Consider the following 22,843-nt stretch of genomic DNA (forward strand, 5'->3'; position numbering starts at 1 on the left):
ACAGCAGGTAAACGCGGACAGGGACGGCCGCGTCGGATCGCCCTCCCGTCGATTACACGCTCTCTCCCCGACGGGAGAAGGCACCTCCGGCAGCCGCCAGGACTGCCGCTTCCGCGGCCCGTTCCGGGAGTTGTGGGTCGGGATCGGCACGCAGGAGCACCAGTTGGTGGTAGAGCGGAGCCGTAGCGGCGATCAGCAGGCTCCGCGCGTCCGTGTGCCGTGCGGGGAGTTCGCCTCGCTCGATGGCGCGCTCGACGAGGATCTCGCACTGGGCGTAGCGCTCCGTCCACAGCTGCGTCTGGGCCCGCGCAGCTTGTTCGGAGTGGAACGAGGCGGCCATGAGGGCGATGGCGAACGACGGCTGTAGGACCAGGGACTCCTGGATCTCGTGGTTGAGGGCCGTCAGATCGCCGCGCAGGGAGCCGGTGTCCGGCGGCTGCCAGTCGATCTCGCCGGCGGCGCCGATGACGTCGACGAGCAGGCCGCCGACATCGCGCCAACGCCGGTAGACCGTGGCTCTGTGCACTCCGGCCCGCGCCGCGACACCCTCCACCGTGAGTCCTTCGTGACCGCCCTCGGCGAGTTCGGCGCGCACCGCATCGAGGACTTGGGCGCGGATGCGGGCGCTGCGACCACCCGGACGGCGGTCCGGCGTCGTTTCCAGTGAGTCTGTCATCGGCAGTCAGTATCCGGTTGATCAGGACGGCAGGGCTGTGCCAGCATCTTAACGCGACAGTTGTCGCTCCACATTTCCGGGAGAGGAACCGCCTCCACGATGCCGCCCGTTCCTGCCGACCCCACCGTGCTCCACCCGATGCCCGAGCACCCGCGCGTGGTTCTGCTCAAGCCGTTGGTGCAGTCGCCGCTGATCGAGGTCGGGGACTTCACCTACTACGACGATCCTGATGATCCGACCGCGTTCGAGACGCGCAACGTCCTGTACCACTACGGTCCCGAGCGGCTTGTCATCGGCAAGTACTGCGCGCTGGGGACGGGCACCCGATTCATCATGAACGGCGCCAACCACCGCATGGACGGCCCTTCCACCTTCCCGTTCCCCACCATGGGGGGCTCCTGGGCGGAGCACTTCGACCTGATCACCGGTCTGCCCAGCCGGGGCGACACGGTCGTCGGCAACGACGTGTGGTTCGGCCACGGCGCCACGGTCATGCCCGGTGTACGCATCGGTCACGGCGCGATCGTCGCCGCCGGAGCGGTGGTCACCGGCGACGTCCCCGACTACGGCATCGTCGGCGGCAACCCGGCCCGGCTCATCCGCACCCGCTACGACGCCGCGGACATCGCCCGGCTCCTCGCCGTGGCGTGGTGGGACTGGCCGTTGCGGCACATCACCAGGCACGTACGGACGATCATGTCCGGCACCGTCGCCGAGATGGAGGAGGCCGCCGCGGGGATCGATCAGGCCTGACACCGCGTCCTCGCCACACCGCCCGGCACCGGTCCCGTGCCAGAAACGAGTGATCGCCCGTGTCTTCTCGCCCCGCCCACATCGCGATGGTCGGCATCCCCATCGTCAGCCATGTTTTGCCCAGCCTCGCGCTCATCCGCGAGCTGGTGGCCCGCGGGCACCGGGTCACCTACGCCAACGACCCGTTCGTGGCCGACCGGATCGAGTCCGCCGGCGCGGAGCTGGTGCCGTGCACCTCCACGCTGCCCGTCGCGGACAACGACTGGCCTGCCGATCCCATCGCCGCGGCAAGCCTCTTCCTGGACAACGCCGTCCAAGCGCTCCCCCAACTACGAGCCGCCTACGACGACGATCCGGCCGACCTGTACCTCTACGACATCGGCGCCTATGCCGCGCGCGCCCTCGCCGAGGCGCAGGGCCGTACCCTCGTGCAGCTGTCCCCGACATTCGTCAGCTGGGACGGCTACCAGGAGGAAGTCGCGGCGCAGCTGCGGAAGCTGCCGGGCGCCGACGCGTACCGGGACAGGTTCGCGCGGTGGCTCGCCGGGTGCGGGGCGAGCACCACGGACGTGGGCACGTTCTCCGGCCCACCCGCCCGTGCCCTCGCCCTGATCCCGCGAGCGATGCAGCCGCACGCCGACCGAGTCGACACCGACACGGTGACCTTCGTCGGCCCTTGCTTCGACACCCGAGCGGACACGGACGGCTGGACCCGCCCGACGGCCGCGGACAACGTCCTGCTGATCTCGCTCGGTTCGGCGTACACGCGCCGGCCCGCGTTCTACCGCCAGTGCATCGCCGCCTTCGGCGACCTGCCCGGCTGGCACGTCGTACTCCAGATCGGCACGTACACCGACCCCGAGGAACTCGGCACCATCCCGCCCAACGTCGAGGTGCACTCCTGGGTCCCGCAGCGGGCGGTCCTGGAAAGGGCCGACGCCTTCGTCACCCATGCCGGCATGGGCGGCTGCGGCGAAGGGCTCCTCGCCGGCGTTCCCATGATCGCCGTGCCGCAGGGTGCCGAGCAGTTCATGAACGCCGACCGACTCGTGGAACTCGGCGTCGCCCGCCGGGTGGACACCGCCGACGCCACCGCCGAGACCCTCCGCGCGGCCCTGAACGACCTGGTCACAGATCCGGAACGCCTGGACCGATCCGTGCAGTTGCAGGCCGCCGCCCGGGCCGAGGGCGGCACCTCGCGCGCTGCTGACCTCATCGAGGACATCCTGGCCGCCAACGAGGACCTCGCGCCCTGACAGCTCCTCCAGTCAGCCGAGCAAGGGTTCCGGGCCCTTCCGGCCCGGCCGCGGACGTGGGCCACTGACCTGCCCGCCACAGCGGAAGTGATCAAAAAGGCCCCCGGGCCATGCGCCGATCATGTGCCGATCACGCCCCGATCCCCCGGAAGTCGGGCGGCGAGCGGCGGGGTAGCGGCGGGCCATGGGCGGGGTGGCCGGCCGGAGCTCGGGGACGTCAGCCCTGCGCTTGCGTCGGCGTCGGCGGCGTCGGCAACGTTAGGATAACGGCCCCGTCCTCGGTGATGGCGATCGTGTGCTCGCTGTGTGCCGCTCGACAGCCCGTCGCGCTTCGGAGCGTCCAGCCATCGGCGTCGACGACCAGTTCGGCGGTGTCGGCCATGACCCACGGCTCCAGCGCCAGCAGGAGTCCGGGGCGGAGTTTGTAGCCGCGGCCGGGTCGCCCGGTGTTCGCGACGTGCGGGTCCTGGTGCATCGTCGATCCGATGCCGTGCCCTCCGAATTCAGTGTTGATCTTGTATCCGGCCTGCCCGAGGACGGTGCCGATGGCGTGCGAGATGTCGCCGATGCGGGCTTCGGGGCCGGCGGCGGCGATCCCCGCGGCCAGTGCGCGTTCGGTCGCCTTGATCATCGCGATGCTCTCCGCGGGCTGCGCGTCGCCGACGACGAAGCTGATGGCGGCATCGGCCGCGACTCCCCGCCGGGAGACGGCAAGGTCGAGTGTGAGCAGGTCACCGTCGGCGAGCGTGTAGTCGTAGGGGCGTCCGTGGAGCACCGCATCGTTGACGGCCGTGCAGATGTAGTGGCCGAACGGGCCGCGCCCGAAGGACGGCGCGTAGTCGACGTAGCAGGACGAGGCCCCCGCCTCGACGATCATGGTCTTGGCCCACCGGTCGATGTCCAGGAGATTCGCGCCGACCGCGCTCCGGCCCTTCAGTGTGTGCAGGATGTCTGCGACCAGAGCGCCCGCGTCTCGCGCCCGGGCCAGCTGGGCGGGGTTCAGAATCTCGATCATGTGCCGCTTCTCTCCATGGAACCAATAACTATACCGGTAAAACTATACCGGTATTTAAATGGTGCCTGAGTGTCCGTCGGCAGGGTGATCGACCCTCTGGTCGCCTCCTCGCATCAGCCGGTCAGAGGAGCGGGGCCGTGAGCTTGCGGTCCCGCTCCGGGGTGTCGCGTGCGCCGTGGGCGGCGAGGCTGCAGGCCACCGTGTCGGAGCCGAGGAGATAGCTGGTGCGGTACGGGTACTGGACGAAGGTGGTCCAACGGGTGCCGAGCGGCTGGTCGGCCGCCTTGCGGCGCAGCGGCTCCCGGCAGAGCCGTGCCGCCGATTCCCGTACGTCCCGGTCCGAGAGGAGGTCGCCGGTCAGCCTCAGCACGGTGACGAGCTGGGCGTCGTGGGGGCGATGGCAGGCGCGCCGGGTGACCGTGCCGGGCGCGGACCGGTCGAAGTCGAAGCACTCACCCGCCCGGAGCCGGTCGTAGGGCAGGGCGGACGGCGCGGGGTCGGGGCGGCGCTCGGGGCGCCTGGTCGCCGTCGAGGCGGAGGGCGACACCCCGGAAGGGGCCGAGGCCGACGACGGTGCCGTGGCAGAAGCCGTGGCCGAGGGGGCGGCGGGGGAAGCGGAGGGCGAGGCGGGGGCGGTGGGCGAGGGCCGGCGCGTGGCGATCCCGCCCAGCGGGGCGGGCTCCTGCGCGCCGGCCTGCGTCGTCCGATCGGTCCGGCCGGCCGCGTCGGCCCGGCCGGCCTTCGCGTCCCCCGGCGGCGTTCGGCCACCCGCGTCACGGCTCACGACCAGCGCGGCCGCCGCCAGGGCGACCGCGAGGACGAGCAGGACCGGCAGGAAGAGGTTCCGCAGGGGCGACGAGGGGTCGGCGGAGAACGGGGCCATACGGACCAGGGTCACCCGAGAACGGCCGGCTCGCCTACTCTGCGGGCAAGTTGCAGCAGGTCTCGTACAGAACCGTGACAATCACTCCCCGCGCCACGACTGTTCACGTCGTCGTCTCTGTGCTATCGAACGCATCCCCCACCAGCGCGGGTCGCAGGGCGTCAGCGCCTCGGCGTTCGCGGCCCGGGCTTGCGCGTGACGGTGCCGGAACCGCCCCCGCCGCCGGCGTCGCGGGCCCGGCGGGACTTTCCGGACGCGCCCTAGAGGCCCAGCTGGCGTTCGGCGGCCTCGACCGTCTGGGCGAGGAGGACCGCGATCGTCATGGGGCCCACTCCGCCCGGGACCGGGGTGATCAGGGAGGCCCGTTCGGCGGCGGACGCGAAGTCGACGTCGCCGACGTTGCCCGGGTTGTAGCCGGCGTCGATGACGACCGCGCCGGGCTTGATGTCCTCGCCCTTGAGGAAGTTCGGCTTCCCGACCGCGGCGACCAGGACGTCCGCCTCGCGGACGACGGAGGGGAGGTCGGTGGTACGGGAGTGGCAGTACGTCACGGTGGCGTCGCGGCCGAGCAGGAGCAGGCCCGCGGGCTTGCCCAGGATCGCGGAACGGCCGACGACGACGGCGCGCTTGCCGCTCAGAGCGACCTCGTACGCGTCGAGCAGCCGCATGATCCCGCCGGGCGTGCAGGAGACGAAGCCGGGCAGTCCGAAGCCCATCGCCGCGAACGAGGCCATGGTGACGCCGTCGACGTCCTTCGCGGGGGCTATCGCCTCGAAGGCGGCGCGCTCGTCGATGTGCGGGCCGACGGGGTGCTGCAGGAGGATGCCGTGGACCTCGGGGTCCTCGGAGAGCGCGGTGATCGCGGCGACCAGTTCCGCCGTCGTGGTGGAGGCGGGCAACTCCACGTGGCGGGAGCGGATTCCGGCCTTCGCGCAGCGGTTCTGCTTCATCCGTACGTAGGTGACGGAGGCCGGGTCCTCGCCGACGAGGACGGTCGCGAGGCAGGGCGTGACGCCGGTGCGGCGGGTGATCTCGGCGGCGCGGACGGCGGTCTCCTCGACCGTACGGCGGGCGAGCGCGGTGCCGTCCATGAGGGCGGCGGTGCTGCTGGGGGTAGCGCTGACACGGGACACAAGCCACTCCTGGGCGTCATCGAGAACACGGTCGATCGCCCAGGCGCACGGCAGCGCGGTTCCGCGCGGGTGCGCGGTGTCCACGGAGCCGCTCCCCGGTGGTGATCCACCTCAAGCGCCAGTCACGGCCCGCGCCCACTCTACGCGAGGGCCCCGGAACGGCTCCGTGCCAGGCGCTCGACCCCCCGCCGAACCCCTCGACATCACGCCGAAGCAGGGCCCCTCGCCTCTCCGCACGTCCGCCCCGGGAATGCGCAAGGTGAGACGTAACAATGCGTACATTGACGGGGAACGGGCCTGCTGCCAGGATCCTGCTTGTGAGCCAGTCCGAGGATTTCGTAGCGCGCCTGCACGTCGATCTGCGACGCCAGGCCAGCGCCATCTGTGCCGCCTGTCGATAGACCCCGCGGCCCCTTTCCTCTCCTCCCATGCCCCGGCCCGACCGGGCAGGTGAACGCTCGCGGGACCGCACGTCCGTACTCCGTCATAGCTCATGTCCCGCCCGGAACAGCCCGCATCGCGTCAGGCGTCCCACCCGTGCGCGCCTCGTGAACGACGGCGCGCACCGCGCCCCGCGGACTCCCGTGTGACAGGACATTCCGACGGTTGAATTCCCCCGAATTCCGTCGGCCCCTTACTGCCGTTTTTCGTCTATCCCCGCACCGGCACACCTCGGGCGATTTCCCCTGCCCTTTTTCGCGCCCCGGCCGATTCCTTCGTTCAGCACCTCCGATCCCGAACAGGACCTTCCATGGCCCCGACCGCATCGACCCGACGACAATTCCTCACCCTTCTCGGCCTGTCCGCCGCCGCCGTCGGCTGCGGCACGGCCCTGGGCGGCGGTTCCTCCACCACGGGGCAGACCAGGACGCTCCGTTATCAGGGGTGGGCGGGCACGGTCACCCTGCCGGAACTGGCCGCGGACCTCGGCTATCTGGAGGACGTGAAGCTGGAGTGGGTCGGCAACACCATCAGCGGTCCGCAGGACATCCAGTCCGCGGCCACCGGCCAGACCGACTTCGGTGGCGCGTTCAACGGCGCCGTGGTCAAGCTCGCCGCGAACAACAGCCCCGTCAAGGCCGTCATCAGCTACTACGGCGCCGACAAGCACGCGTACAACGGCTACTACGTCCTCGCCGACAGTCCCCTCCGCTCGGCGCGTGACCTGCCGGGCAAGAAGGTCGGGATGAACACCCTCGGCGCCCACGCCGAGGCGATGCTCGACATCTACCTACGACGCGCCGGCCTGTCCGCGGCGGAGGCGGGCAAGGTCGAACCGCTGGTCGTGCCCCCGGTCAACACCGAGCAGTCGCTGCGCCAGAGGCAGATCGACGTGGCCGTGCTCGGCGGCATCCTGCGTGACAAGGCGCTGGCCACGGGCGGCATACGGCCGCTGTTCACGGACTTCCAGCTGCTCGGGGCGTTCAGCGCCGGCACGTTCGTGATGACGGACCGCTTCCTGGAGCGGAATCCGGACACGGCAAGGACGTTCGTCACCGGAGTGGGCAAGGCCATCGAGTGGTCCCGAACCACCCCCCGGGCCGAGGTCGTCGCCCGGATGACGGAGATCGTCGAGAAGCGCGGCCGCAACGAGGACAGCACGCCCCTGAAGTACTGGCAGTCCTTCGGTGTCGCCGAGAAGGCGGGGCTGATCACCGGCAAGGAACTCCAGCTGTGGATCGACTGGCTGGCCGAGCGCGGGGACATCGACCGGGGCCGCGTGAAGCTCGCGGATCTGTACACCAACGAGTTCAACGCCGCCGCCGGCACCCGGTGGCCGTCCGCCGCCACCTCGGCCCCGGCCGCTCAGGGAAGGAGCTGATCCCCCGTGACACAGCCCACCGCCGCCCCGCCGAAGATCGCTTTCGAGGGCGTACGCAAGACCTTTCCGCTCAAGGGCGGGAGCACGGAACTGGCCGCGCTCGACGGCGTGGACCTGGAGATCGCGGCCGGCGAGTTCGTCGTGGTCGTCGGCCCCAGCGGCTGCGGCAAGTCGACGCTCCTCGACCTGCTCGCCGGTCTCACCCGCCCCGACGGCGGCCGGGTCCTCCTGGACGGGGAACCGGTGACCGGGCCCGGCCTCGACCGCGGCATCGTCTTCCAGCAGTACGCGCTGCTGCCCTGGCGCACCGCGCAGGGGAACGTCGAGTTCGGCCTGGAGGCGACCGGGGTCCCCCGGCGCGAACGCGCCCGCCGGGCCCGGGAGTTCCTCGATCTGGTCGGCCTCTCCGGGTTCGAGTCGCGGCACCCGCACGAGCTGTCGGGCGGGATGCGGCAGCGGGTGGCGATCGCCCGCAGTCTCGCGTACGACCCCGACGTCCTGCTGATGGACGAGCCGTTCGCCGCGCTCGACGCCCAGACGCGGGAGTCCCTCCAGGACGAACTGCTCCGCATCTGGGAGCGCACCGGCAAGACGATCGTCTTCATCACGCACGGCATCGAGGAGGCCGTCTACCTGGGCGGCCGGGTGGCGGTCATGACGTCCCGGCCCGGCCGCATCAAGCAGGTGGTGCCGATCGAGTTCACCTCCCGCACCGCGACGGACGACCTGCGCTCCAGCCCCGAGTTCGCACGCCACCGGCACGAGATCTGGTCCCTGCTGCACGACGAGGTGGCCAAGGCCCAGCAGGAAGAGAAGGAAGGTGTCACCGTATGAGCCCCGCGACCGGTACGCGCACCCCCACCGAGCAGTCCGTGACCCCGACCGACACCACCGCCCCGACCGCGGCGACCGGCCCGACCGAGACCGCCGACACCGCCGCCCCGACCGTGGCCGCCGGGACAACCGGCCCGACCGAGACCGCCGAGACCACCGGCCCGACCGTGGCCGCCGGGACAACCGGCCCGACCGAGACCGCCGAGACCACCGGCCCGACCGTGGCCACCGGCCCGACCGTGGCCGCCGGGACGGCCGAAGCGGTGGCCGAGGCGGCGGCGGACGCGGTCTCCACGCCGCGGAAGGCCGCGGCGGCGGGAGCCCTCCGCGCGCCGCACGGCGGGGCCGCTGCCGCACGGGCCACCGGACGCCGCGCGGTCCGCCTCCTGCGGACCGCCGCCGTCAAGTCGGTGGCGGTCCTCGGGCTCCTCCTGCTCTGGGAGACCGCGCCCCGCCTCGATCTGGTCGACCGCACCTTCCTGCCGCCGTTCAGCGAGATCGCCACGGCCTGGTGGCAACTTGCCGCCGACGGGCAGCTCGCGGAGAACACCGGGGCCAGCCTGACGCGGTCGTTCAGCGGCTTCGGCATCGCCGTGGCCGTGGCCGTCCCGCTCGGCCTGCTGATCGGCTGGTACAAGCCCGTCGCGAACGTCCTCGGCCCGCTGCTGGAACTCTTCCGCAACACCGCCGCGCTCGCCCTGCTCCCGGTCTTCGTCCTGCTGCTCGGGATCGGCGAGACGTCCAAGATCTCCATCGTCGTCTACGCCTGCACCTGGCCGATCCTGCTCAACACCATCAGCGCCGTACGCCATGTCGATCCGACGCTCCTGCGGCTGGCGAAGTCGATGGACCTGTCGGCGCCGCGCCTGTTCCAGAAGGTGATCCTGCCCGCCTCGGTGCCCGTCGTCTTCACCGGCATCCGGCTGGCCGGAGCGGTGTCCATCCTGGTGCTGGTCGCGGCCGAGATGATCGGCGCCAAGGCCGGGCTCGGCTATCTGATCAACGCGTCGCAGTACAACTTCGCGATCCCGCAGATGTACGCGGGGATCATCACCATCTCGGCCATCGGCGTGGCCTTCAACCAACTCCTCGTGGCCGTGGAGCGACGGCTCAGCTCCTGGCGCCTGCCCGCCTGACGGCCCGCCCCGCCATCCCGCCCCGTAAGGGCCGCGCGCCCTCCCCTCTCACGCCTAGGACCACCATGCCCGCCACACCCCCGCCCCGCCGGCTGCACCTCAACGCCTTCCTGATGAACGCCGGCCACCACGACGCCGCCTGGCGGCACCCGCTGACCCAGCCGGAGCGGGTCACCGACCTCGCCTACTTCCAGCAGCTCGCCCGGACCGCCGAGCGCGGCAGACTCGACTCGATCTTCTTCGCGGACGGCCTGGCGCTGTGGGGCAACGTGCGCCACAACGCGCTCGGCGGCTTCGAGCCGCTGACCCTGCTGTCCGCGCTGGCCGCGGTGACCGAGCGCGTCGGCCTGATCGCCACCGTCTCCACCACCTTCAACGAACCGTTCCACACCGCCCGCAAGTTCGCCTCCCTCGACCACATCAGCGGGGGCCGTGCGGGCTGGAACATCGTCACCTCCGGGACGGTGAACGAGGCCCGCAACTTCGGGCAGGAGGAACACCTCGAGCACGGCCTGCGCTACGAACGGGCCCGGGAGTTCGTCGAGGTTGCCACCAAGCTGTGGGACAGCTGGGAGGACGACGCGATCCTGCTCGACCGCGAGCGCGGCCTCTACGCCGACACCGACAAGGTGCGGGAGATCGACCACCGCGGTCCGTACTTCGGTGTCCGGGGTCCGCTGAACGTGCCGCGCTCCCCGCAGGGCCACCCGCTGCTCGTGCAGGCCGGGTCGTCCGAGGACGGCAAGGAGTTCGCCGCCCGGTACGCCGAGGCCGTGTTCACCGCGCAGCAGACACTCGCCGACGGACAGACCTTCTACAAGGACCTCAAGAGCCGGCTGGCCCGCTACGGCCGCGACGAGAACGCACTGAAGATCCTCCCCGGCATCTGCCCCGTCATCGGATCCACCGAGGCGGAGGCCCGCGCCCTGGAGCGGGAGCTGACCGACCTCCAGGTGCCGGAGTACGGGCTCGCCCAGCTGTCGGGGATGCTCGGCACGGACCTGACCGGACTGCCCCTGGACGGTCCGTTGCCCGACCTGCCCGAGGAGCGGGACATCAACGGCAACAAGAGCCGCTTCACGCTCGTCGCCGAACTGGCCCGGCGCGACGGCCTGTCACTGCGCGCACTCATCGCCCGGCTCGGCGGCGGTCGCGGCCACCGGGTCTTCGCGGGGACACCCGAGCAGATCGCCGACCAGCTGCAGGAGTGGTTCACCGAAGGCGCGGCCGACGGCTTCAACATCATGCCGCCGCACCTCCCGGGCGGGCTCGACGACTTCGTCGACCAGGTCGTCCCGATCCTCCAGCGTCGGGGCCTGTTCCGTACGGAGTACACCGGCCGCACCCTCCGCGACCACTACGGGCTGCCGCGGCCCGCCAACCGGCTGGCCGCCGGCGCGTAGCACACCCGACCCCACCCCCCACACCCCAACGCCGCTGCGTCGCACCCACCACCGCAGCCCCCGTGAAAGGACACCGCACCCATGACCACCAGCAGCACCGCGTTCGACATCCGGAGGATCGGCGGCCGGATCGGCGCCGAGATCCTCGGCGTGGACCTCTCCGGCGAGCTCGCGCCCGCCGTCGTGGCCGAGATCGACTCGGCACTCCTCGAGCACAAGGCGCTCGTCTTCCGGAGCCAGAACCTGGACGACGCCGGCCAGCTCCGCTTCGCCGCCCTCTTCGGCGAGCTGACCAGCGCGCACCCGACCGTGCCGTCCGTCGACGGTCAGCCGGGCATCCTGCCCGTCGACGGCGAGGAGGGCGTCCGCGCCAACCGGTGGCACACCGACGTCACCTTCGTCCGTACGCCCCCGAAGGCGTCCACGCTGCGGGGCATCGTGGTCCCGCCCTACGGCGGCAACACCCTGATCGCCGACTCGGGTGCCGCGTACCGCGATCTGCCCGAGCCGCTGCGCGAGCTGGCGGACCGGCTGTGGGCGGTGCACACCAACGACTACGACTACGCCGCGCCGAAGAGCGAGAAGGCGGCCGAGCACCGCAAGCGGTTCGTGTCCCGGAAGTACCGCACCGCCCATCCGGTCGTCCGTGTCCACCCCGAGACCGGGGAGCGCGGTCTCTTCATCGGCGGCTTCGCGCAGAGCATCGTCGGTCTCGGCCCGTCGGACTCCCGCGACCTGCTGCGCATCTTCCAGTCGTACGTCACCCGTCCGGAGAACATCGTGCGGGTGGTGTGGGCGCCCGGCGACGTCGTCCTCTTCGACAACCGCATCACCCAGCACTACGCCCCGGACGACTACGGCGACCTGCCCCGTCTGCTGCACCGGGTGACGGTCGCCGGTGATGTCCCCGTCGGCGTCGACGGCGAGCGCAGCCGGGTCCTGGAGGGCGACGACGCCTCCCACTACACGCCCGCCGCGGCCTGAGAGAACACCGTCGCCGGGCGGGGCTCCGCGCCCCGCCCGGCGACGGTGTGCGCGCCGCCCCTCAGGGCTCCTGCCACAGGGTGGTCGGGGCCTCTTTGCGTACGACCGGGGCGATCTCGTCGGCGAAGCGGCGCAGTTGCTCGATCTGTTCCGGCAGGGCCAGCCCCGAACCGTCGACGGTGACCGACTGCAGGTCGTGGCGGTAGGCCTGGTGGAAGCCGAGGATCTTGTCGATGATCTGCTGCGGGCTGCCGATGAGGTGCGGGCCGTCGGCGACGGCCTCCTCGACGGTGCGGAACGGCGTGTTGTATCCGGGCCTGCCCTCGAGCCTCGGATCGTACGTCTGCCGGACCCGCGCTTCGTAGTAGTCCTTGAAGCGGGCGACGGCCTCCTGGGTCGTGTCCGCGATGAAGAGCCCGCCCGAACCGGCGCCGACGTAGGCGGTGCGCGGATCGTGCCCGTGCGCCTCGAACCGCTCCCGGTAGTGGTCGATGAGGCGGGCGTACGCCCGGCGGGGCTGGATGGCGTTGGCGCTGAAGAGCGGATCGCCGTGCTCGGCGGCGAGTTCGGGCGAGTCGAGGCTGGTGGCCGAGCCGTGCCAGACGCGCGGCGGCCGGCCGCCGTAGGGGCGGGGAACGGTCGTGACGTCCTTCAGTGGCGCGCGGAACCGGCCGTGCCAGCTGACGTTCTCCTCGCGCCACAGCCGGCGCAGCAGCCGGTACTTCTCGGCCTGGTACTCCCACTGGAGCTTTTCGTCGAGCCCGAAGAGGTCGAAGTGGCCCTTCTCGGCTCCCTTGCCGATGACGAGCTCGATCCGGCCGCGGGAGAGCTGGTCGAGGGTGGCGTAGTCCTCGGCGACCCGGACGGGATCCAGGACGGCCACGACGGTGACTCCCGTGAGCAGCCTGATGCGGGTGGTACGGGCGGCCAGGGCGCCGAGCAGGACCGTGGGGCTGGAGGAGAGGAAGGCGCCGGCGTGGCGCTCTCCGACGGCGTACGCGTCGAAGCCGAGCTCCTCGGCCACGACGCCGGTGTCGACGACGTCGGCGAGCCGGTCGGCGGCGGACCCGAGGGCGCCGGTCAGCGGATGCGCGGCGTGGCCGACGATGGTCAGGACCTGGAATCTCACGTGGGACCTCCGGAGCGGAGTGGATCGGGGCGGGGTGGGTCGGGGCGGGGAAGCGGGACGCGGTCCTGGCCCGCGGCGCGGGGAGGCGGGGCGCCGCGACGGCCTTCGGGACGACGCGCGAAGAGGGCGAAGCGCGGAGGCCGGCGCCTGGAGGGCGCCGGCCGGGTGCGGGGGTCGACCGGATGCGGGGGTCGACCGGGTTCACGGTCGCTTGTGCTCGGGAGGGTTGACGCGCGAGGTCTCGATCGCGGAGGGGCCGGTGCCCCACTTCTCGAGGATCCGGGCGTAGGTGCCGTCCTCGATCAGCTGGTTGACGGCGGCCTGGAAGGCGGGGGTGAGCGGGGAGCCCTTCTTGAACGCGAAGCCGACGTCGAGCCGGTGGAACTCGCCGAGGAACGCGGTCTGCGAGGCGGGCTGGGCCGCCTGGTGGCGGAGGCCGTTGATGGTGGACATCACCACGTCGATCCGGCCCTGCTGCAGGGCGGTGACGGTGGCGCCGTTCTCGGAGTACACCTTCACGTCGTACGGCTTCTTGCCGGCCTTGGCGCAGACGCCCTTCTGCTCGGCGAGCGTGGTCTCGAAGGTGGTGCCGGCCCCGGTTCCGATGGTGAGCCCGCACAGCTGGGTGAGGTCGGTGACCTTCGTCCCGAGGGCGGTGTTGCCCTTGCGGACCGCGAAGCCCTGGCCGTCGTTGACGTAGGTGACGAAGTCGATGGTCTTCAGCCGCGCGGCGGTGACGCCGAAGTTTCCGGTGCCGAGGTCGTACTTCCCGCTGCCGAGGGCGGGCAGGATCGTCTCGAACGAGGCGATCTGGCGCTCCAGGCGGATGCCGAGGACCTTGGCGACGGCGTCGGCGAGGTCGATGTCCTGACCGGCGGGCGGCTTGTCGGAGCCGTTCGGGTAGTAGGCGCCGGGCGGGAAGCCGACGCTGCTGCCGACCCGCAGGGTGCCCTTCGTCCGGACGTCGGCGGGCAGCAGGGCGGCGGCGGCATCCACCTTCCGGACGGCGGCGACCGGGTCGTCGCCCGGCGCGGAGGACGCCACCGCGCCCGTCGGCGTCGCCCCGCCGGAGCCGCAGGCGGTCAGGGCCAGCAGGGACGGCAGTACGACGGCAGCCAGGCGCGGCCGAAGCCGGCGTCTGCCGCGGGTGCGCGCACTCCGGGCGTGCGGATCGGATCCGGCGTCGGTGGCGGTGATGGCGGAGGGCTGGACGGGCATGACGGGATGGCCTTTCCTCGGTCTGCGGTGGGTGTGGGCGCCGGGGCGGCCCCGCGCGGGCAGGGCGGGGCGACCCTCGGCACGGCCGTTGGCTGTCGACGCGTCGATGTGACGGCGTGTCGATGTGTCGATGTGACGGCGTGTCGGGGCAGGGGGAGAACAGGGGCGTGGCGGGTGTGATGACGCCGAGGACGGGGCCTCGGGCGGACAGGGGCGGCGGCAGCGCGCGTCCGGGGTCGTAGAACCGTACGTCTGCCGGTCAGAGCCGGTGTACGACGGGATTACGCAGGGAGAGCTCGGCCCGCGACGGGGTCACCGAGGGAGGGAAGGGCCGATCGGACAGCCCGCTGCCGAGTCAGGCGCAACACGCCGCGGACCACACCCGACCGAAGTCGATGTGGTCGCGCGTGACCAGTCGCCGCTCAGCGTTCATGCGGCCAATTGACCATGTCCCACGGGATTCCGTCAACCACCGCCCGGATGCCGGACGGGTCGTGAACGTCCTTTTCTGAAAGGGTGGTTGACACGGGCTCACGGTCGGCGCATACGATCGGTGGCGGAGCGGTGCCCCCTTCCGGGGCGGCTGCCGCTCCGGCCGCGTTGAGGGACGCGGCCCCGTGATGACGCCGAGGCTCCGGCCGCGCCGTACGCCTGCCGTCGCCGCGCCTGCACGAGCCGCACGGCGCCCGCGTACGCGTGCCACCGGGTGGGCCGCCGATGCCGTCCACGCCGCATGTCCCTCGCCCCTGGAGTGCCTCCCATGGTCTCGCCTTCCCCCGTCACGCCCGCCGACCCCGCGGCCGTCCCGACCGCCGGACCACCGAAGGACGACAGTCCGCCCCTCGGCCCGCACCCCGGCGAGCCGCCCGCTCCCCGCACCGCCGTCGAGGACCTGCCGCGGATCGTGCCGCGCCGGCGCGTCGGCCGCCGGCTGACCGCGGCCGCCGCCCTGCTCGTCTTCGCCCTGCTGGTGGACTCCGTCGTCCGCAACCAGGCCTTCCAATGGGAGGTGGTGGGGCGGTACTTCACCACGGGCGCCGTCCTCGACGGGCTGCTGCTGACGCTGTGGCTGACCGGCGTCGTGATGGTCCTCGGGTTCCTCCTGGGCACCCCGCTGGCGGTGATGCGGCTGTCCGGCAATCCGGTGCTGCGGACCCTGAGCTGGGGCTACGTCTGGATCTTCCGGTCCACCCCGCTGCTGGTGCAGCTGTTGTTCTGGTTCAACATCGGCGCCCTCTACCCCACCCTCGGCCTCGGCATCCCGTACGGACCGCAGTTCGTCTCCGTCCAGACGGTCAACCTGCTCGGCCCCACCCTCACCGCCGTCATCGGACTGACCCTGCACGAGGCCGCCTACGCCGCCGAGGTGGTGCGCGGCGGCATCCTCTCCGTGGACTCCGGCCAGACCGAGGCCGCCCAGGCGCTCGGGCTCGGCAGACGGCGCACCCTGCGCCGGATCGTCGTCCCCCAGGCGATGCGCTCCATCGTGCCGACCGCCGGGAACATGCTCATCGGCACGTTAAAGGGCACCAGCATCGTCAGCGTGCTCGCCGTACACGACCTGCTCTACAGCGTGCAGCTCGTCTACAACCAGACGTACCAGGTCATCCCCCTGCTGCTGGTGGCCACCGTCTGGTACGTCGCCGTGACGACGGTGCTCAGCGCGGGCCAGTTCTACGTCGAGCGGTACTACGCGCGCGGAGCCGCCCGCGCCCTGCCGCCCACCCCGTGGCAGCGGCTCCGGGTCCACCTGGCCGTGCTCCGCGCCCGGCTGCGCGCCCTGACCGCCGCCGACGCCCGGCCGGCGGTCGGCGGGGACCGGTGAGCGCAGGGGCCTCGCTCGCCGCCTTCGGCGCAGGCTCTCCCCGTACGGACCCACCCGAGGATGCCGGGAGGCGGTGGCGGCCCGGTCGTGTCCCGTCAGGAATGCCCGGACCGGTCGCCGCGGGTCCAGAGGCAGAACGGATGGCCCGCCGGGTCCGTCAGGACGCACACGTCGTCCTGCGGCTGGAACGCGGCCCGCGTCGCGCCCAGGGCGAGGGCGTGCCCGACGGCGGCCGGAAGGTCGTCCGCCTCGATGTCGAGATGGGACATCATCTGCTGCTCGGTGCGGGTCGACGGCCAGCGCGGCCGGACGAACTCCGGCTCGGTCTGGAACGAGAGCCCGGCGCCTCCCCCGGGCGGGGCCAGCGTGACCCAGCCCGGCTCGTCGTCCTTCACCGGCCAGCCCAGCAGCGCGGCGTAGAAGGCCGCCAGCTCGCGGGCATCGGGCGCGTCGAGCACGGTCGCGGTCAGGGAGCGGCGCGGTGCTGGTTCCATGTCAGTCGGCTACCCGCGTTCCGGCGCCGCAGCCCCTTGACCGGACGTGCGCGGGCCCCGGCCGCCTGCTCGCGGTCGGGGCCCGTGCGGGTGCGCGCCGGACGCGCGCGGCCGGGATGCCCGGCCGGACACCGCCTGCGGTGTGTGCGGCCGGGCACCCCTTGCCGTGTGTTCAGCGGGTGACGACGTGCCGTTCGTTCGGGACGCAGTGCGTCATGGTGAGGCCCTCGACGTCACGCGGCGGGTTGTCGCCGAGGTTCTCCAGGCGCTTGCGGTCGTCGTCCGTCAGGGTCTGACTTGCCAGCGGCTCCAGGTGGGAGACGTCGGACGGTGCGATGCCGAGGCCTTCGCCGACGCGCAGGCCCAGCTCGTTCTCCACCAGCAGGAAGTGCCAGACCATGCGCTCCTGCACGGCCCGGTCGCACTGGGAGATCAGCGTGACGAAGTTGCCGACCAGGTCGTCACGCTCCCACTCCTCCAGCAGCCGGAAGCGCTGGCCCGCCTGCAGGTAGTCGTTGGTCCGCGGGATGCGCTTGCGCGTGAGCCGGCCCTGGATCTCGGGCCCCTGGTCGTCGTGCGTCGGGTACTGCGCCTCCCGCAGGCCGCCGGTGATCGACGGCTCGTAGTTGACCTCCGGGTTCTCGCCCCGGCCGTCGACCGCGTACGCCATGAAGCCGTCGCGCTGGTTGGTGCGGACGTCGGCGTTCTTGGCCTGGTTGACGGGGAGCTGGAGGTAGTTCGGCCCGACGCGGTAGCGCTGGGTGTCGCTGTACGAGAACGTACGGCCGACCAGCATCTTGTCGTCGGAGAAGTCCAGACCGTCGACGAGGACACCGGTGCCGAAGGCGATCTGGTCGTTCTCGGCGAAGTAGTTGTCCACCGTGCGGTCGAGGACCATCCGGCCGACCGGGCGGGGCGGGAAGTCCTGCTCGGGCCAGGTCTTGGTGTCGTCGAGCGGGTCGAAGTCCAGCTCGGGGTGGTCGTGGTCGTCCATCATCTGGACCAGCAGCTCCCACTCGGGGTGGTCGCCGCGGCGGATCGCCTCGTACAGGTCCTTCGTGGCGTGGCCGAGGTTCTCCGCCTGGACGTTGGCCGCGTCCTCCTCGGTCATGCTGCGGACGCCCTGCTTGGGCATCCAGTGGTACTTGACCAGGACGGTCCTGCCCTCGTCGTTGACCCACTTGTAGGTGTTCACGCCGAAGCCCTGCATGTGCCGGTAGTCGGCCGGGATGCCGCGGGGGCTGAAGAGGTTCATCAGCATGTGCATGGACTCGGGGGTCTGCGACATGAAGTCGAAGATCCGGGAGGGCTTCTGCTCGTGCGAGACGGGGTCCGGCTTGAGCGCGTGGATCACGTCGGGGAACTTCACGGCGTCCCGGATGAAGAAGACCCCGAGGTTGTTGCCGACCAGGTCCCAGTTGCCGTCCTCGGTGTAGAACTTCACCGCGAAGCCCCGGGGGTCGCGGGCGGCCTCGGAGGAGTCGCGTCCGCCGATGACGGTCGAGAAGCGGACCGCCACGTCCGTGCGCTTGCCGCGCTCCTGGAACAGCTTGGCCCGGGTGAAGCGGTTGATCGGCTCGTCGCCCCAGGCGCCGTACGCCTCGAAGTAGCCGTACGTGGTGACGCCGCGGGCGTGGACCACGCGCTCGGGGATGCGCTCGCGGTCGAAGTGGCTGATCTTGTCCAGGAAGTGGTAGTTCTCCAGGGTGGCCGGGCCCCGGGCGCCGACCGTGCGCTGGTTCTGGTTGTCGTAGATCGGATGACCTTGGCGGTCGGTGAGGACCGGGCGGTCGTCGTCGGGCGGGGATCCCATGCTTGATACGTCAGTCACGGCCGGCTCCTTCGAAAGGTTGCGCGTGGCAGCGGCGCCGCCTCGGCGCACGGCCGACCGGCGCGGCTGCCTCCTGGTACCCGCACTATCGATCCTCACGCAGCCGGAGGACGTTCGCACGCGCGGCCGCCTCCGGCGGGAACCACTCTCCCGGGGCGATCGGGGGGCCGTACGGGCGTCGTCCCGACGGCGGAGCCCCGCCGCCCGGGGCTCGGACGAGCCGGGTGTACGGAGGGTGGCGCGGACTTCTCGTACGGTCGCGGGCTTCTCGTACGGTGGCCGGCTTCTCGTACGGTCGCGGGCCTCTCATACGGTCACGGGGCGTCTGCCGTGGCCGTGCCGGGCGGGCCGCGGAAACCGGTCCGCTCAGGCGGCGGGCGGGCCGGGGTGGGGGCCGACGAGGCGGAGGAAGCGGTCCGGGAGGGCGTGCAGCCAGCCGGCGCGCTCGCCGGCGATCTCCTTCAGCCGGGCGTCGTCGCTGCGGGCGACGAGGTGGCCCCGGTAGCGCTCGCCGAAGCGGGCGTACTCCTGGTGCAGGGTGCGCAGCGCCTCCGCGACACTGCGCTCGGGGGCGTCGACGAGCCGGGCGAGGGCGGTGGTGTGCTGTTTCCACCGTCCTTCGACGGCCTGCCGGAGCAGGTCGTCGAGTGCGCCGGCCCGGCCGATGACGCGGAGCAGTTCGTCCGGTTCGAGGTCGAGGGCGTCGGCGAGCAGCACGGTCTGGACGTCGGTCCCGCTCCAGTGGTGGTCGGTCTCGGCGCGGAGGTACGCGGAGGCGGCCATGCCGATCCGCAGGGCCAGCCGCTCGGCGCTGAACCGCCGGGCCAGGCGGTGCTCGCGCAGGGACCGCGGGCGCACGGCCATGAGGGTCGGTACGGGACACCACACGGCGTCGGCCAGCGCGAACAGCTCGGTCTCCGAAGGCGGCGCCGTCCCCGATTCCCAGGCCGTGACGGCCTCCGCCGGGCGGCGCACCCCCAGCTGCGCCATGGCGGCGACGACCTGTTCGGGGGTCAGGCCGATGCGGAGCCGGGCGGCTCTGGCCTGGGCGGGTGAGAACGGGGGGTGGGACACGGGCGGATCACCTCGGGGGGCGGCTCCGGAGGCGGCGGGCCTGCCGGAGCGGGGGGCGGGTCAGCGGGCCGATGCGCTCTGCGACCCCGTCCCGTCGTCGTACGGGGTGCGCCCGTGGCCGTACTCGCCCGAGTCGTATCCACCCCGGCCGTACCCGCCCCGGGCGTACCCTCCCGGGTCGTACCCTCCCCGGCCCTCGCCGTAGCCGCCCGGGGCCTCGCCGTACCCTCCCCGACTCTCGCCGTAGCCTCCCGAGGCCTCGCCGGACGGCGTCGGAGCGGTGCCGTACGGCGTCGGAGCGGTGCCGTACCGGGGCTGTTCGTCGTCCTCGGCGAGAGCCTCCCAGTCGATGTCCTCCTTGGCGCGGCGGCTCTCGAAGACGTGGAAGAACAGGTTGAGCAGGACGGCCGTCAGCGTGCCGAGGGTGATGCCGCTGCCGAGGACGGCCCGCAGCCCGGTCGGCATGCGTTCGAAGAACGGCGCGATGGCGGTCGGCAGCATCGCGGCGGCGAGGCTGACGGCCAGGATGAGGGCGTTGCGCTCCTCCCTCAGGTCGACCTTGGCGAGGATCTGGATGCCGACGGAGGCGACCATGCCGAACATCGCGACGGCCGCGGCGCCCAGCACGGGGTGCGGCACGGACGCCACGACGGCGCCGGCCTTCGGCACCAGACCGAGGAGGATCATGAAGACGCCCGCCGCGACCACGACGAAGCGGCTGGTGACGCGGGAGATCCTGACGAGCCCGATGTTCTCGGCGAACGCCACGTACGGGAAGGAGTTGAACACTCCGCCGAGCACGGTGGCGACGCCGTCGGCGCGCAGCGCGCGGCTGACCGTCTCGCCGTCGACCTCCCGTCCGGTGATCTCGCCCATGGCGTACACGTCTCCCGTGGTCTCCACCATCGTGATGAGCATGACGACGACCATCGCCAGCATCGGGAAGACGGAGAAGTGCGGCATGCCGTAGTGGAAGGGGGTGCTGACGCCGAGCCAGTCGGCCTGGTCGACGGCCCCGAGGTCGGCGTCGCCGAGCAGCCAGGCGACGGCGGTGCCGCCCACCAGGCCGAGGAGGACGGCGACGCTGCGCAGGAACGGGCCGCCGAAACGGACGACAAGCAGGATGAAGAGGAGGGTCCCGCCTGCGTACGCGAGGTGGGCGGGGGCCCCGAAGTGCGGGCCGCCGAGCAGCGACGACCCGCCGCCGACGTCCTGGAGGGCCACCGGGATGAGGACGATGCCGATCACCGTGAGGAGGGTGCCGGTGACGATCGGCGGGAAGTACGCGGTCAGCCGTCCGGCGAACGGAGCGAGGAGGAAGGCCGCGAGTCCTGCGGTGATCACGGCGCCGTACACGACGAGCAGCCCGGCGGTGCCCCCGCCCGCTCCCTGACCGATGGCGATCATGGGCGAGACGGCCGTGAAGGTCGCGCCCTGGACGAGCGGCAGCCGCGCTCCGATCCGCCAGAACCCCCACGCCTGGATGATGGTGGCGATGCCCGCGGTGACCAGGTCGGCGTTGATGAGGTAGACGAGTTCCTGCCGGGAGAGTCCGAGGCTGCTGCCGAGGATCACCGGTACGAGCACCGCGCCCGCGTAGAACGCCAGGACGTGCTGGAAGCCGTAGAGCGCGAGGGTGGGAAGCGGAAGGACCTCGTCCACGGGGTGCACGGTGGTGGGGGGTCGTCGGCGTGAGGCCGGTGGTGCCATCTCTGCCTTGCCTTGTGGTAGGTGAATGAGAGGGGGCGCGGCACCGGGGCGTGTGGGGCGCGCCGGGCCGCGGCGGGGTGTCGGCGGGTCGCCGTGGTCGCGGAGAGGGGCCTCGAAAGGGGCGTACGGGCGGCCGCGCGGATCGGGCGGTGCACCGTCTGGCGGCACGGGGTTACCGGTGCGCGGCCAGGCGTCCAGACAGGGAGGCGTCAAGGGGCCGGGGCGAAGGCCCGGGCCGGAGACAGATCCTGACGGACGCGCCCGGTCCAGCGCAAGCCCTGCGGCCGCGCTTCTTGAAGCAAAACCCTTCGGTAACTTACGAATCGATGGTCAAGGGGCGCCGAAAGTGCGGATTTCGTTGCCGGTGCGGTGAGTGGCGACTGAGGGACCGTCAGCCACGCCGGAGGCGCGTGCCACACCGGCCTCCGGAGACGCCTCGGCCGGGCCGGCGGCGTCGGCCCGCTCAGGCGCCGAGCAGCCGCGTCTCCGCCACCGGCAGGCCCTTGGCCCACCAGTGGTCGTAGCGCCGGTACACCAGGGGGTCGCGGTCCGCGAGGAAGGCCACGAGCGCCGCGGCCTCCGCCTCCAGCGCGTCCCAGACACCGTCCGCGAGGGGATGGAACGGCGACGCCTCGACGCCCCCGTCGACGCGCCGCCAGACGCCGGCGACCCGCCCGTCGACCAGCAGGGTGGGCAGCACATCGCCGTTCATCCGGATCACGGCCGCCCGGTGGTCCGCCGGGACGAGGCGGCTGCGGCCGGCGTGGGCGAGCAGGACGCTGTCCCACATGGGCAGCAGCCGGGGCGGCACCGGGGTGTCCTCGGGCGGCCGCGGCGCGCCGGGCACGTCGTACAGCACCTCCCCGCCCGGGCCCTCCAGGCGCTCCAGTCCGTCGCCGAGCGCCGCCACCGCCGCCCTGACCCGGGTGCGCTGGACCAGCGCGAACTGCGCCATGTCCGCGACCGAGGCGGGCCCGAAGCCCTCCACATAGCGGCGGATCAGGGTCGCCAGCGCTTCGGCGGCCCGGCCGGGATCCGCGGCCGCCGGCGGCCGGACCCTGGCGGCGGTGAACGACTGGCGGGTCCCGAACGACCAGGGTCCGCCGACCGGCGCGTGCCACAGCGGCGCGTACTGCCGCAGCATCCGCCAGGCCTGCCGCTCCACGCGCGCACCCAGGCGCGCCTCCAGCCAGCCCTCGATCTCGGCCCCGGAGCGCGGTTCGGCGGCGTACGCCAGCAGGTCGGGGACGAGGCCGGCGACGTCATCGGGCGTGAGCCCGGAGGCGGTGAAACGCGGGTCGCCGAGCCGGGAGTCGCGCAGCCTCGGCTCCATGGCCGCCCAGAAGACGGGATGGTCCGCCGCGTGCACGGCGTGCAGGGTGACCCGCATCAGGGTCGACTTGACCACCTCGTAGCCGGCCAGGGCCGCGTCCAGTTCGGCGGGGTCGAAGGCGTGGAGCCGGTTCCACAGCGCCAGGTACGGCGATGCGGGCTCCTGTGCCTGCAGGGCGACCACGCGCCGGACGGCGTCGGCGACGTCGAGCGGCGCGCGCTCGAGGAGCAACTGCCGGTGGAGGGTGGCGCGGTTGAGCGCCCGCGCGGTGATCTGCATGCCGCGATTGTGCCTCGCCGACCGGGCGCCGGGCCGGGGGAACGGCCCCGGTGAC

Annotated in this window: 20 protein-coding genes and 1 riboswitch; of the genes, 9 read left to right on the forward strand and 11 right to left on the reverse strand. The window is 72.2% G+C overall.

The window, feature by feature from the left end:
• Positions 1 to 52: 52 nt before the first annotated feature.
• Positions 53 to 676: a TetR/AcrR family transcriptional regulator gene (locus ACZ6RC_RS23040; protein WP_469586246.1), complete on the reverse strand. Its 624-nt coding sequence runs from the start codon at positions 674 to 676 to the stop codon at positions 53 to 55.
• Positions 677 to 775: 99 nt separating this feature from the next.
• On the opposite strand from ACZ6RC_RS23040, the gene ACZ6RC_RS23045 reads away from it, so the two are divergent.
• Both ACZ6RC_RS23045 and ACZ6RC_RS23050 read left to right on the forward strand, forming a co-directional pair.
• Positions 776 to 1,429 carry a CatB-related O-acetyltransferase gene (locus ACZ6RC_RS23045; RefSeq protein WP_469586249.1) on the forward strand — a complete coding sequence of 218 codons (654 nt, stop codon included), beginning with the start codon at positions 776 to 778 and terminating at the stop codon, positions 1,427 to 1,429.
• A gap of 86 nt (positions 1,430 to 1,515) precedes the next feature.
• The gene (locus ACZ6RC_RS23050; protein WP_469586752.1) at positions 1,516 to 2,685 is read left to right on the forward strand and encodes a macrolide family glycosyltransferase; all 1,170 of its coding nucleotides are present in this window, start codon (positions 1,516 to 1,518) and stop codon (positions 2,683 to 2,685) included.
• Between the two features lie 217 nt (positions 2,686 to 2,902).
• Here ACZ6RC_RS23050 and map read toward each other — a convergent pair whose 3' ends face one another.
• From map to ACZ6RC_RS23065, 3 genes are all read right to left on the reverse strand, one after another.
• A complete protein-coding gene (gene map / locus ACZ6RC_RS23055) occupies positions 2,903 to 3,700 on the reverse strand; it encodes a type I methionyl aminopeptidase (RefSeq protein ID WP_469586253.1) in 798 nt (265 codons plus the stop codon).
• Between the two features lie 121 nt (positions 3,701 to 3,821).
• Positions 3,822 to 4,583: a hypothetical protein gene (locus ACZ6RC_RS23060; RefSeq protein ID WP_469586256.1), complete on the reverse strand. Its 762-nt coding sequence runs from the start codon at positions 4,581 to 4,583 to the stop codon at positions 3,822 to 3,824.
• Positions 4,584 to 4,843: 260 nt separating this feature from the next.
• Positions 4,844 to 5,674: a bifunctional 5,10-methylenetetrahydrofolate dehydrogenase/5,10-methenyltetrahydrofolate cyclohydrolase gene (locus ACZ6RC_RS23065; RefSeq protein ID WP_453617999.1), complete on the reverse strand. Its 831-nt coding sequence runs from the start codon at positions 5,672 to 5,674 to the stop codon at positions 4,844 to 4,846.
• A gap of 72 nt (positions 5,675 to 5,746) precedes the next feature.
• Positions 5,747 to 5,852, reverse strand: a riboswitch (ZMP/ZTP riboswitch).
• Positions 5,853 to 5,988: 136 nt separating this feature from the next.
• On the opposite strand from ACZ6RC_RS23065, the gene ACZ6RC_RS23070 reads away from it, so the two are divergent.
• From ACZ6RC_RS23070 to ACZ6RC_RS23095, 6 genes are all read left to right on the forward strand, one after another.
• Positions 5,989 to 6,117 carry a putative leader peptide gene (locus ACZ6RC_RS23070; RefSeq protein ID WP_469586258.1) on the forward strand — a complete coding sequence of 43 codons (129 nt, stop codon included), beginning with the start codon at positions 5,989 to 5,991 and terminating at the stop codon, positions 6,115 to 6,117.
• 350 nt (positions 6,118 to 6,467) lie between these two features.
• A complete protein-coding gene (locus ACZ6RC_RS23075) occupies positions 6,468 to 7,538 on the forward strand; it encodes an ABC transporter substrate-binding protein (RefSeq protein ID WP_469586261.1) in 1,071 nt (356 codons plus the stop codon).
• 6 nt (positions 7,539 to 7,544) lie between these two features.
• A complete protein-coding gene (locus tag ACZ6RC_RS23080) occupies positions 7,545 to 8,372 on the forward strand; it encodes an ABC transporter ATP-binding protein (protein WP_453617922.1) in 828 nt (275 codons plus the stop codon).
• Positions 8,369 to 9,508 carry an ABC transporter permease gene (locus ACZ6RC_RS23085; RefSeq protein ID WP_469586265.1) on the forward strand — a complete coding sequence of 380 codons (1,140 nt, stop codon included), beginning with the start codon at positions 8,369 to 8,371 and terminating at the stop codon, positions 9,506 to 9,508. The genes ACZ6RC_RS23080 and ACZ6RC_RS23085 overlap by 4 nt, the downstream gene beginning before the upstream one ends.
• A 65-nt stretch (positions 9,509 to 9,573) precedes the next feature.
• Positions 9,574 to 10,911 (forward strand): LLM class flavin-dependent oxidoreductase, encoded by a 1,338-nt coding sequence (locus ACZ6RC_RS23090; protein ID WP_469586268.1) that lies wholly within the window; start codon positions 9,574 to 9,576, stop codon positions 10,909 to 10,911.
• Positions 10,912 to 10,992: 81 nt separating this feature from the next.
• Positions 10,993 to 11,895 (forward strand): TauD/TfdA dioxygenase family protein, encoded by a 903-nt coding sequence (locus tag ACZ6RC_RS23095; RefSeq protein WP_469586271.1) that lies wholly within the window; start codon positions 10,993 to 10,995, stop codon positions 11,893 to 11,895.
• A gap of 61 nt (positions 11,896 to 11,956) precedes the next feature.
• On the opposite strand, the gene ACZ6RC_RS23100 is transcribed toward ACZ6RC_RS23095, so the two are convergent.
• Positions 11,957 to 13,024 (reverse strand): LLM class flavin-dependent oxidoreductase, encoded by a 1,068-nt coding sequence (locus ACZ6RC_RS23100; RefSeq protein WP_391133601.1) that lies wholly within the window; start codon positions 13,022 to 13,024, stop codon positions 11,957 to 11,959.
• 201 nt (positions 13,025 to 13,225) lie between these two features.
• Complete coding sequence (locus ACZ6RC_RS23105) at positions 13,226 to 14,242, reverse strand: ABC transporter substrate-binding protein (RefSeq protein WP_469586276.1); 1,017 nt, start codon at positions 14,240 to 14,242, stop codon at positions 13,226 to 13,228.
• Positions 14,243 to 15,002: 760 nt separating this feature from the next.
• On the opposite strand from ACZ6RC_RS23105, the gene ACZ6RC_RS23110 reads away from it, so the two are divergent.
• Positions 15,003 to 16,067, forward strand: coding sequence for an amino acid ABC transporter permease (locus tag ACZ6RC_RS23110; protein WP_469586279.1), 1,065 nt, complete (start codon positions 15,003 to 15,005; stop codon positions 16,065 to 16,067).
• Positions 16,068 to 16,162: 95 nt separating this feature from the next.
• Here the strand turns inward: ACZ6RC_RS23110 and ACZ6RC_RS23115 are convergent, their stop codons facing one another.
• From ACZ6RC_RS23115 to ACZ6RC_RS23135, 5 genes are all read right to left on the reverse strand, one after another.
• The gene (locus ACZ6RC_RS23115) at positions 16,163 to 16,561 is read right to left on the reverse strand and encodes a VOC family protein (RefSeq protein WP_469586282.1); all 399 of its coding nucleotides are present in this window, start codon (positions 16,559 to 16,561) and stop codon (positions 16,163 to 16,165) included.
• A 172-nt stretch (positions 16,562 to 16,733) separates the two neighbouring features.
• Positions 16,734 to 18,392 (reverse strand): catalase, encoded by a 1,659-nt coding sequence (locus tag ACZ6RC_RS23120; protein ID WP_391133613.1) that lies wholly within the window; start codon positions 18,390 to 18,392, stop codon positions 16,734 to 16,736.
• 366 nt (positions 18,393 to 18,758) lie between these two features.
• Complete coding sequence (locus ACZ6RC_RS23125) at positions 18,759 to 19,466, reverse strand: transcriptional regulator (RefSeq protein WP_453617936.1); 708 nt, start codon at positions 19,464 to 19,466, stop codon at positions 18,759 to 18,761.
• A 60-nt stretch (positions 19,467 to 19,526) separates the two neighbouring features.
• Complete coding sequence (locus ACZ6RC_RS23130; protein WP_469586288.1) at positions 19,527 to 21,128, reverse strand: nucleobase:cation symporter-2 family protein; 1,602 nt, start codon at positions 21,126 to 21,128, stop codon at positions 19,527 to 19,529.
• A 511-nt stretch (positions 21,129 to 21,639) separates the two neighbouring features.
• The gene (locus ACZ6RC_RS23135) at positions 21,640 to 22,788 is read right to left on the reverse strand and encodes a winged helix DNA-binding domain-containing protein (RefSeq protein WP_469586291.1); all 1,149 of its coding nucleotides are present in this window, start codon (positions 22,786 to 22,788) and stop codon (positions 21,640 to 21,642) included.
• Positions 22,789 to 22,843: the final 55 nt, after the last annotated feature.

This window comes from Streptomyces sp. NPDC048353 (assembly GCF_055587165.1).

Excerpts from the sequence above, each read along its gene's own strand:
- ACZ6RC_RS23040 (WP_469586246.1), bottom strand. The coding sequence starts at position 676 with ATGACAGACTCACTGGAAACGACGCCGGACCGCCGTCCGGGTGGTCGC.
- ACZ6RC_RS23045 (WP_469586249.1), top strand. The coding sequence starts at position 776 with ATGCCGCCCGTTCCTGCCGACCCCACCGTGCTCCACCCGATGCCCGAG.
- ACZ6RC_RS23050 (WP_469586752.1), top strand. The coding sequence starts at position 1,516 with ATGGTCGGCATCCCCATCGTCAGCCATGTTTTGCCCAGCCTCGCGCTC.
- map (WP_469586253.1), bottom strand. The coding sequence starts at position 3,700 with ATGATCGAGATTCTGAACCCCGCCCAGCTGGCCCGGGCGCGAGACGCG.
- ACZ6RC_RS23060 (WP_469586256.1), bottom strand. The coding sequence starts at position 4,583 with ATGGCCCCGTTCTCCGCCGACCCCTCGTCGCCCCTGCGGAACCTCTTC.
- ACZ6RC_RS23065 (WP_453617999.1), bottom strand. The coding sequence starts at position 5,674 with ATGGACGGCACCGCGCTCGCCCGCCGTACGGTCGAGGAGACCGCCGTC.
- ACZ6RC_RS23070 (WP_469586258.1), top strand. The coding sequence starts at position 5,989 with ATGCGTACATTGACGGGGAACGGGCCTGCTGCCAGGATCCTGCTTGTG.
- ACZ6RC_RS23075 (WP_469586261.1), top strand. The coding sequence starts at position 6,468 with ATGGCCCCGACCGCATCGACCCGACGACAATTCCTCACCCTTCTCGGC.
- ACZ6RC_RS23085 (WP_469586265.1), top strand. The coding sequence starts at position 8,369 with ATGAGCCCCGCGACCGGTACGCGCACCCCCACCGAGCAGTCCGTGACC.
- ACZ6RC_RS23090 (WP_469586268.1), top strand. The coding sequence starts at position 9,574 with ATGCCCGCCACACCCCCGCCCCGCCGGCTGCACCTCAACGCCTTCCTG.
- ACZ6RC_RS23095 (WP_469586271.1), top strand. The coding sequence starts at position 10,993 with ATGACCACCAGCAGCACCGCGTTCGACATCCGGAGGATCGGCGGCCGG.
- ACZ6RC_RS23105 (WP_469586276.1), bottom strand. The coding sequence starts at position 14,242 with ATGCCCGTCCAGCCCTCCGCCATCACCGCCACCGACGCCGGATCCGAT.
- ACZ6RC_RS23110 (WP_469586279.1), top strand. The coding sequence starts at position 15,003 with ATGGTCTCGCCTTCCCCCGTCACGCCCGCCGACCCCGCGGCCGTCCCG.
- ACZ6RC_RS23115 (WP_469586282.1), bottom strand. The coding sequence starts at position 16,561 with ATGGAACCAGCACCGCGCCGCTCCCTGACCGCGACCGTGCTCGACGCG.
- ACZ6RC_RS23135 (WP_469586291.1), bottom strand. The coding sequence starts at position 22,788 with ATGCAGATCACCGCGCGGGCGCTCAACCGCGCCACCCTCCACCGGCAG.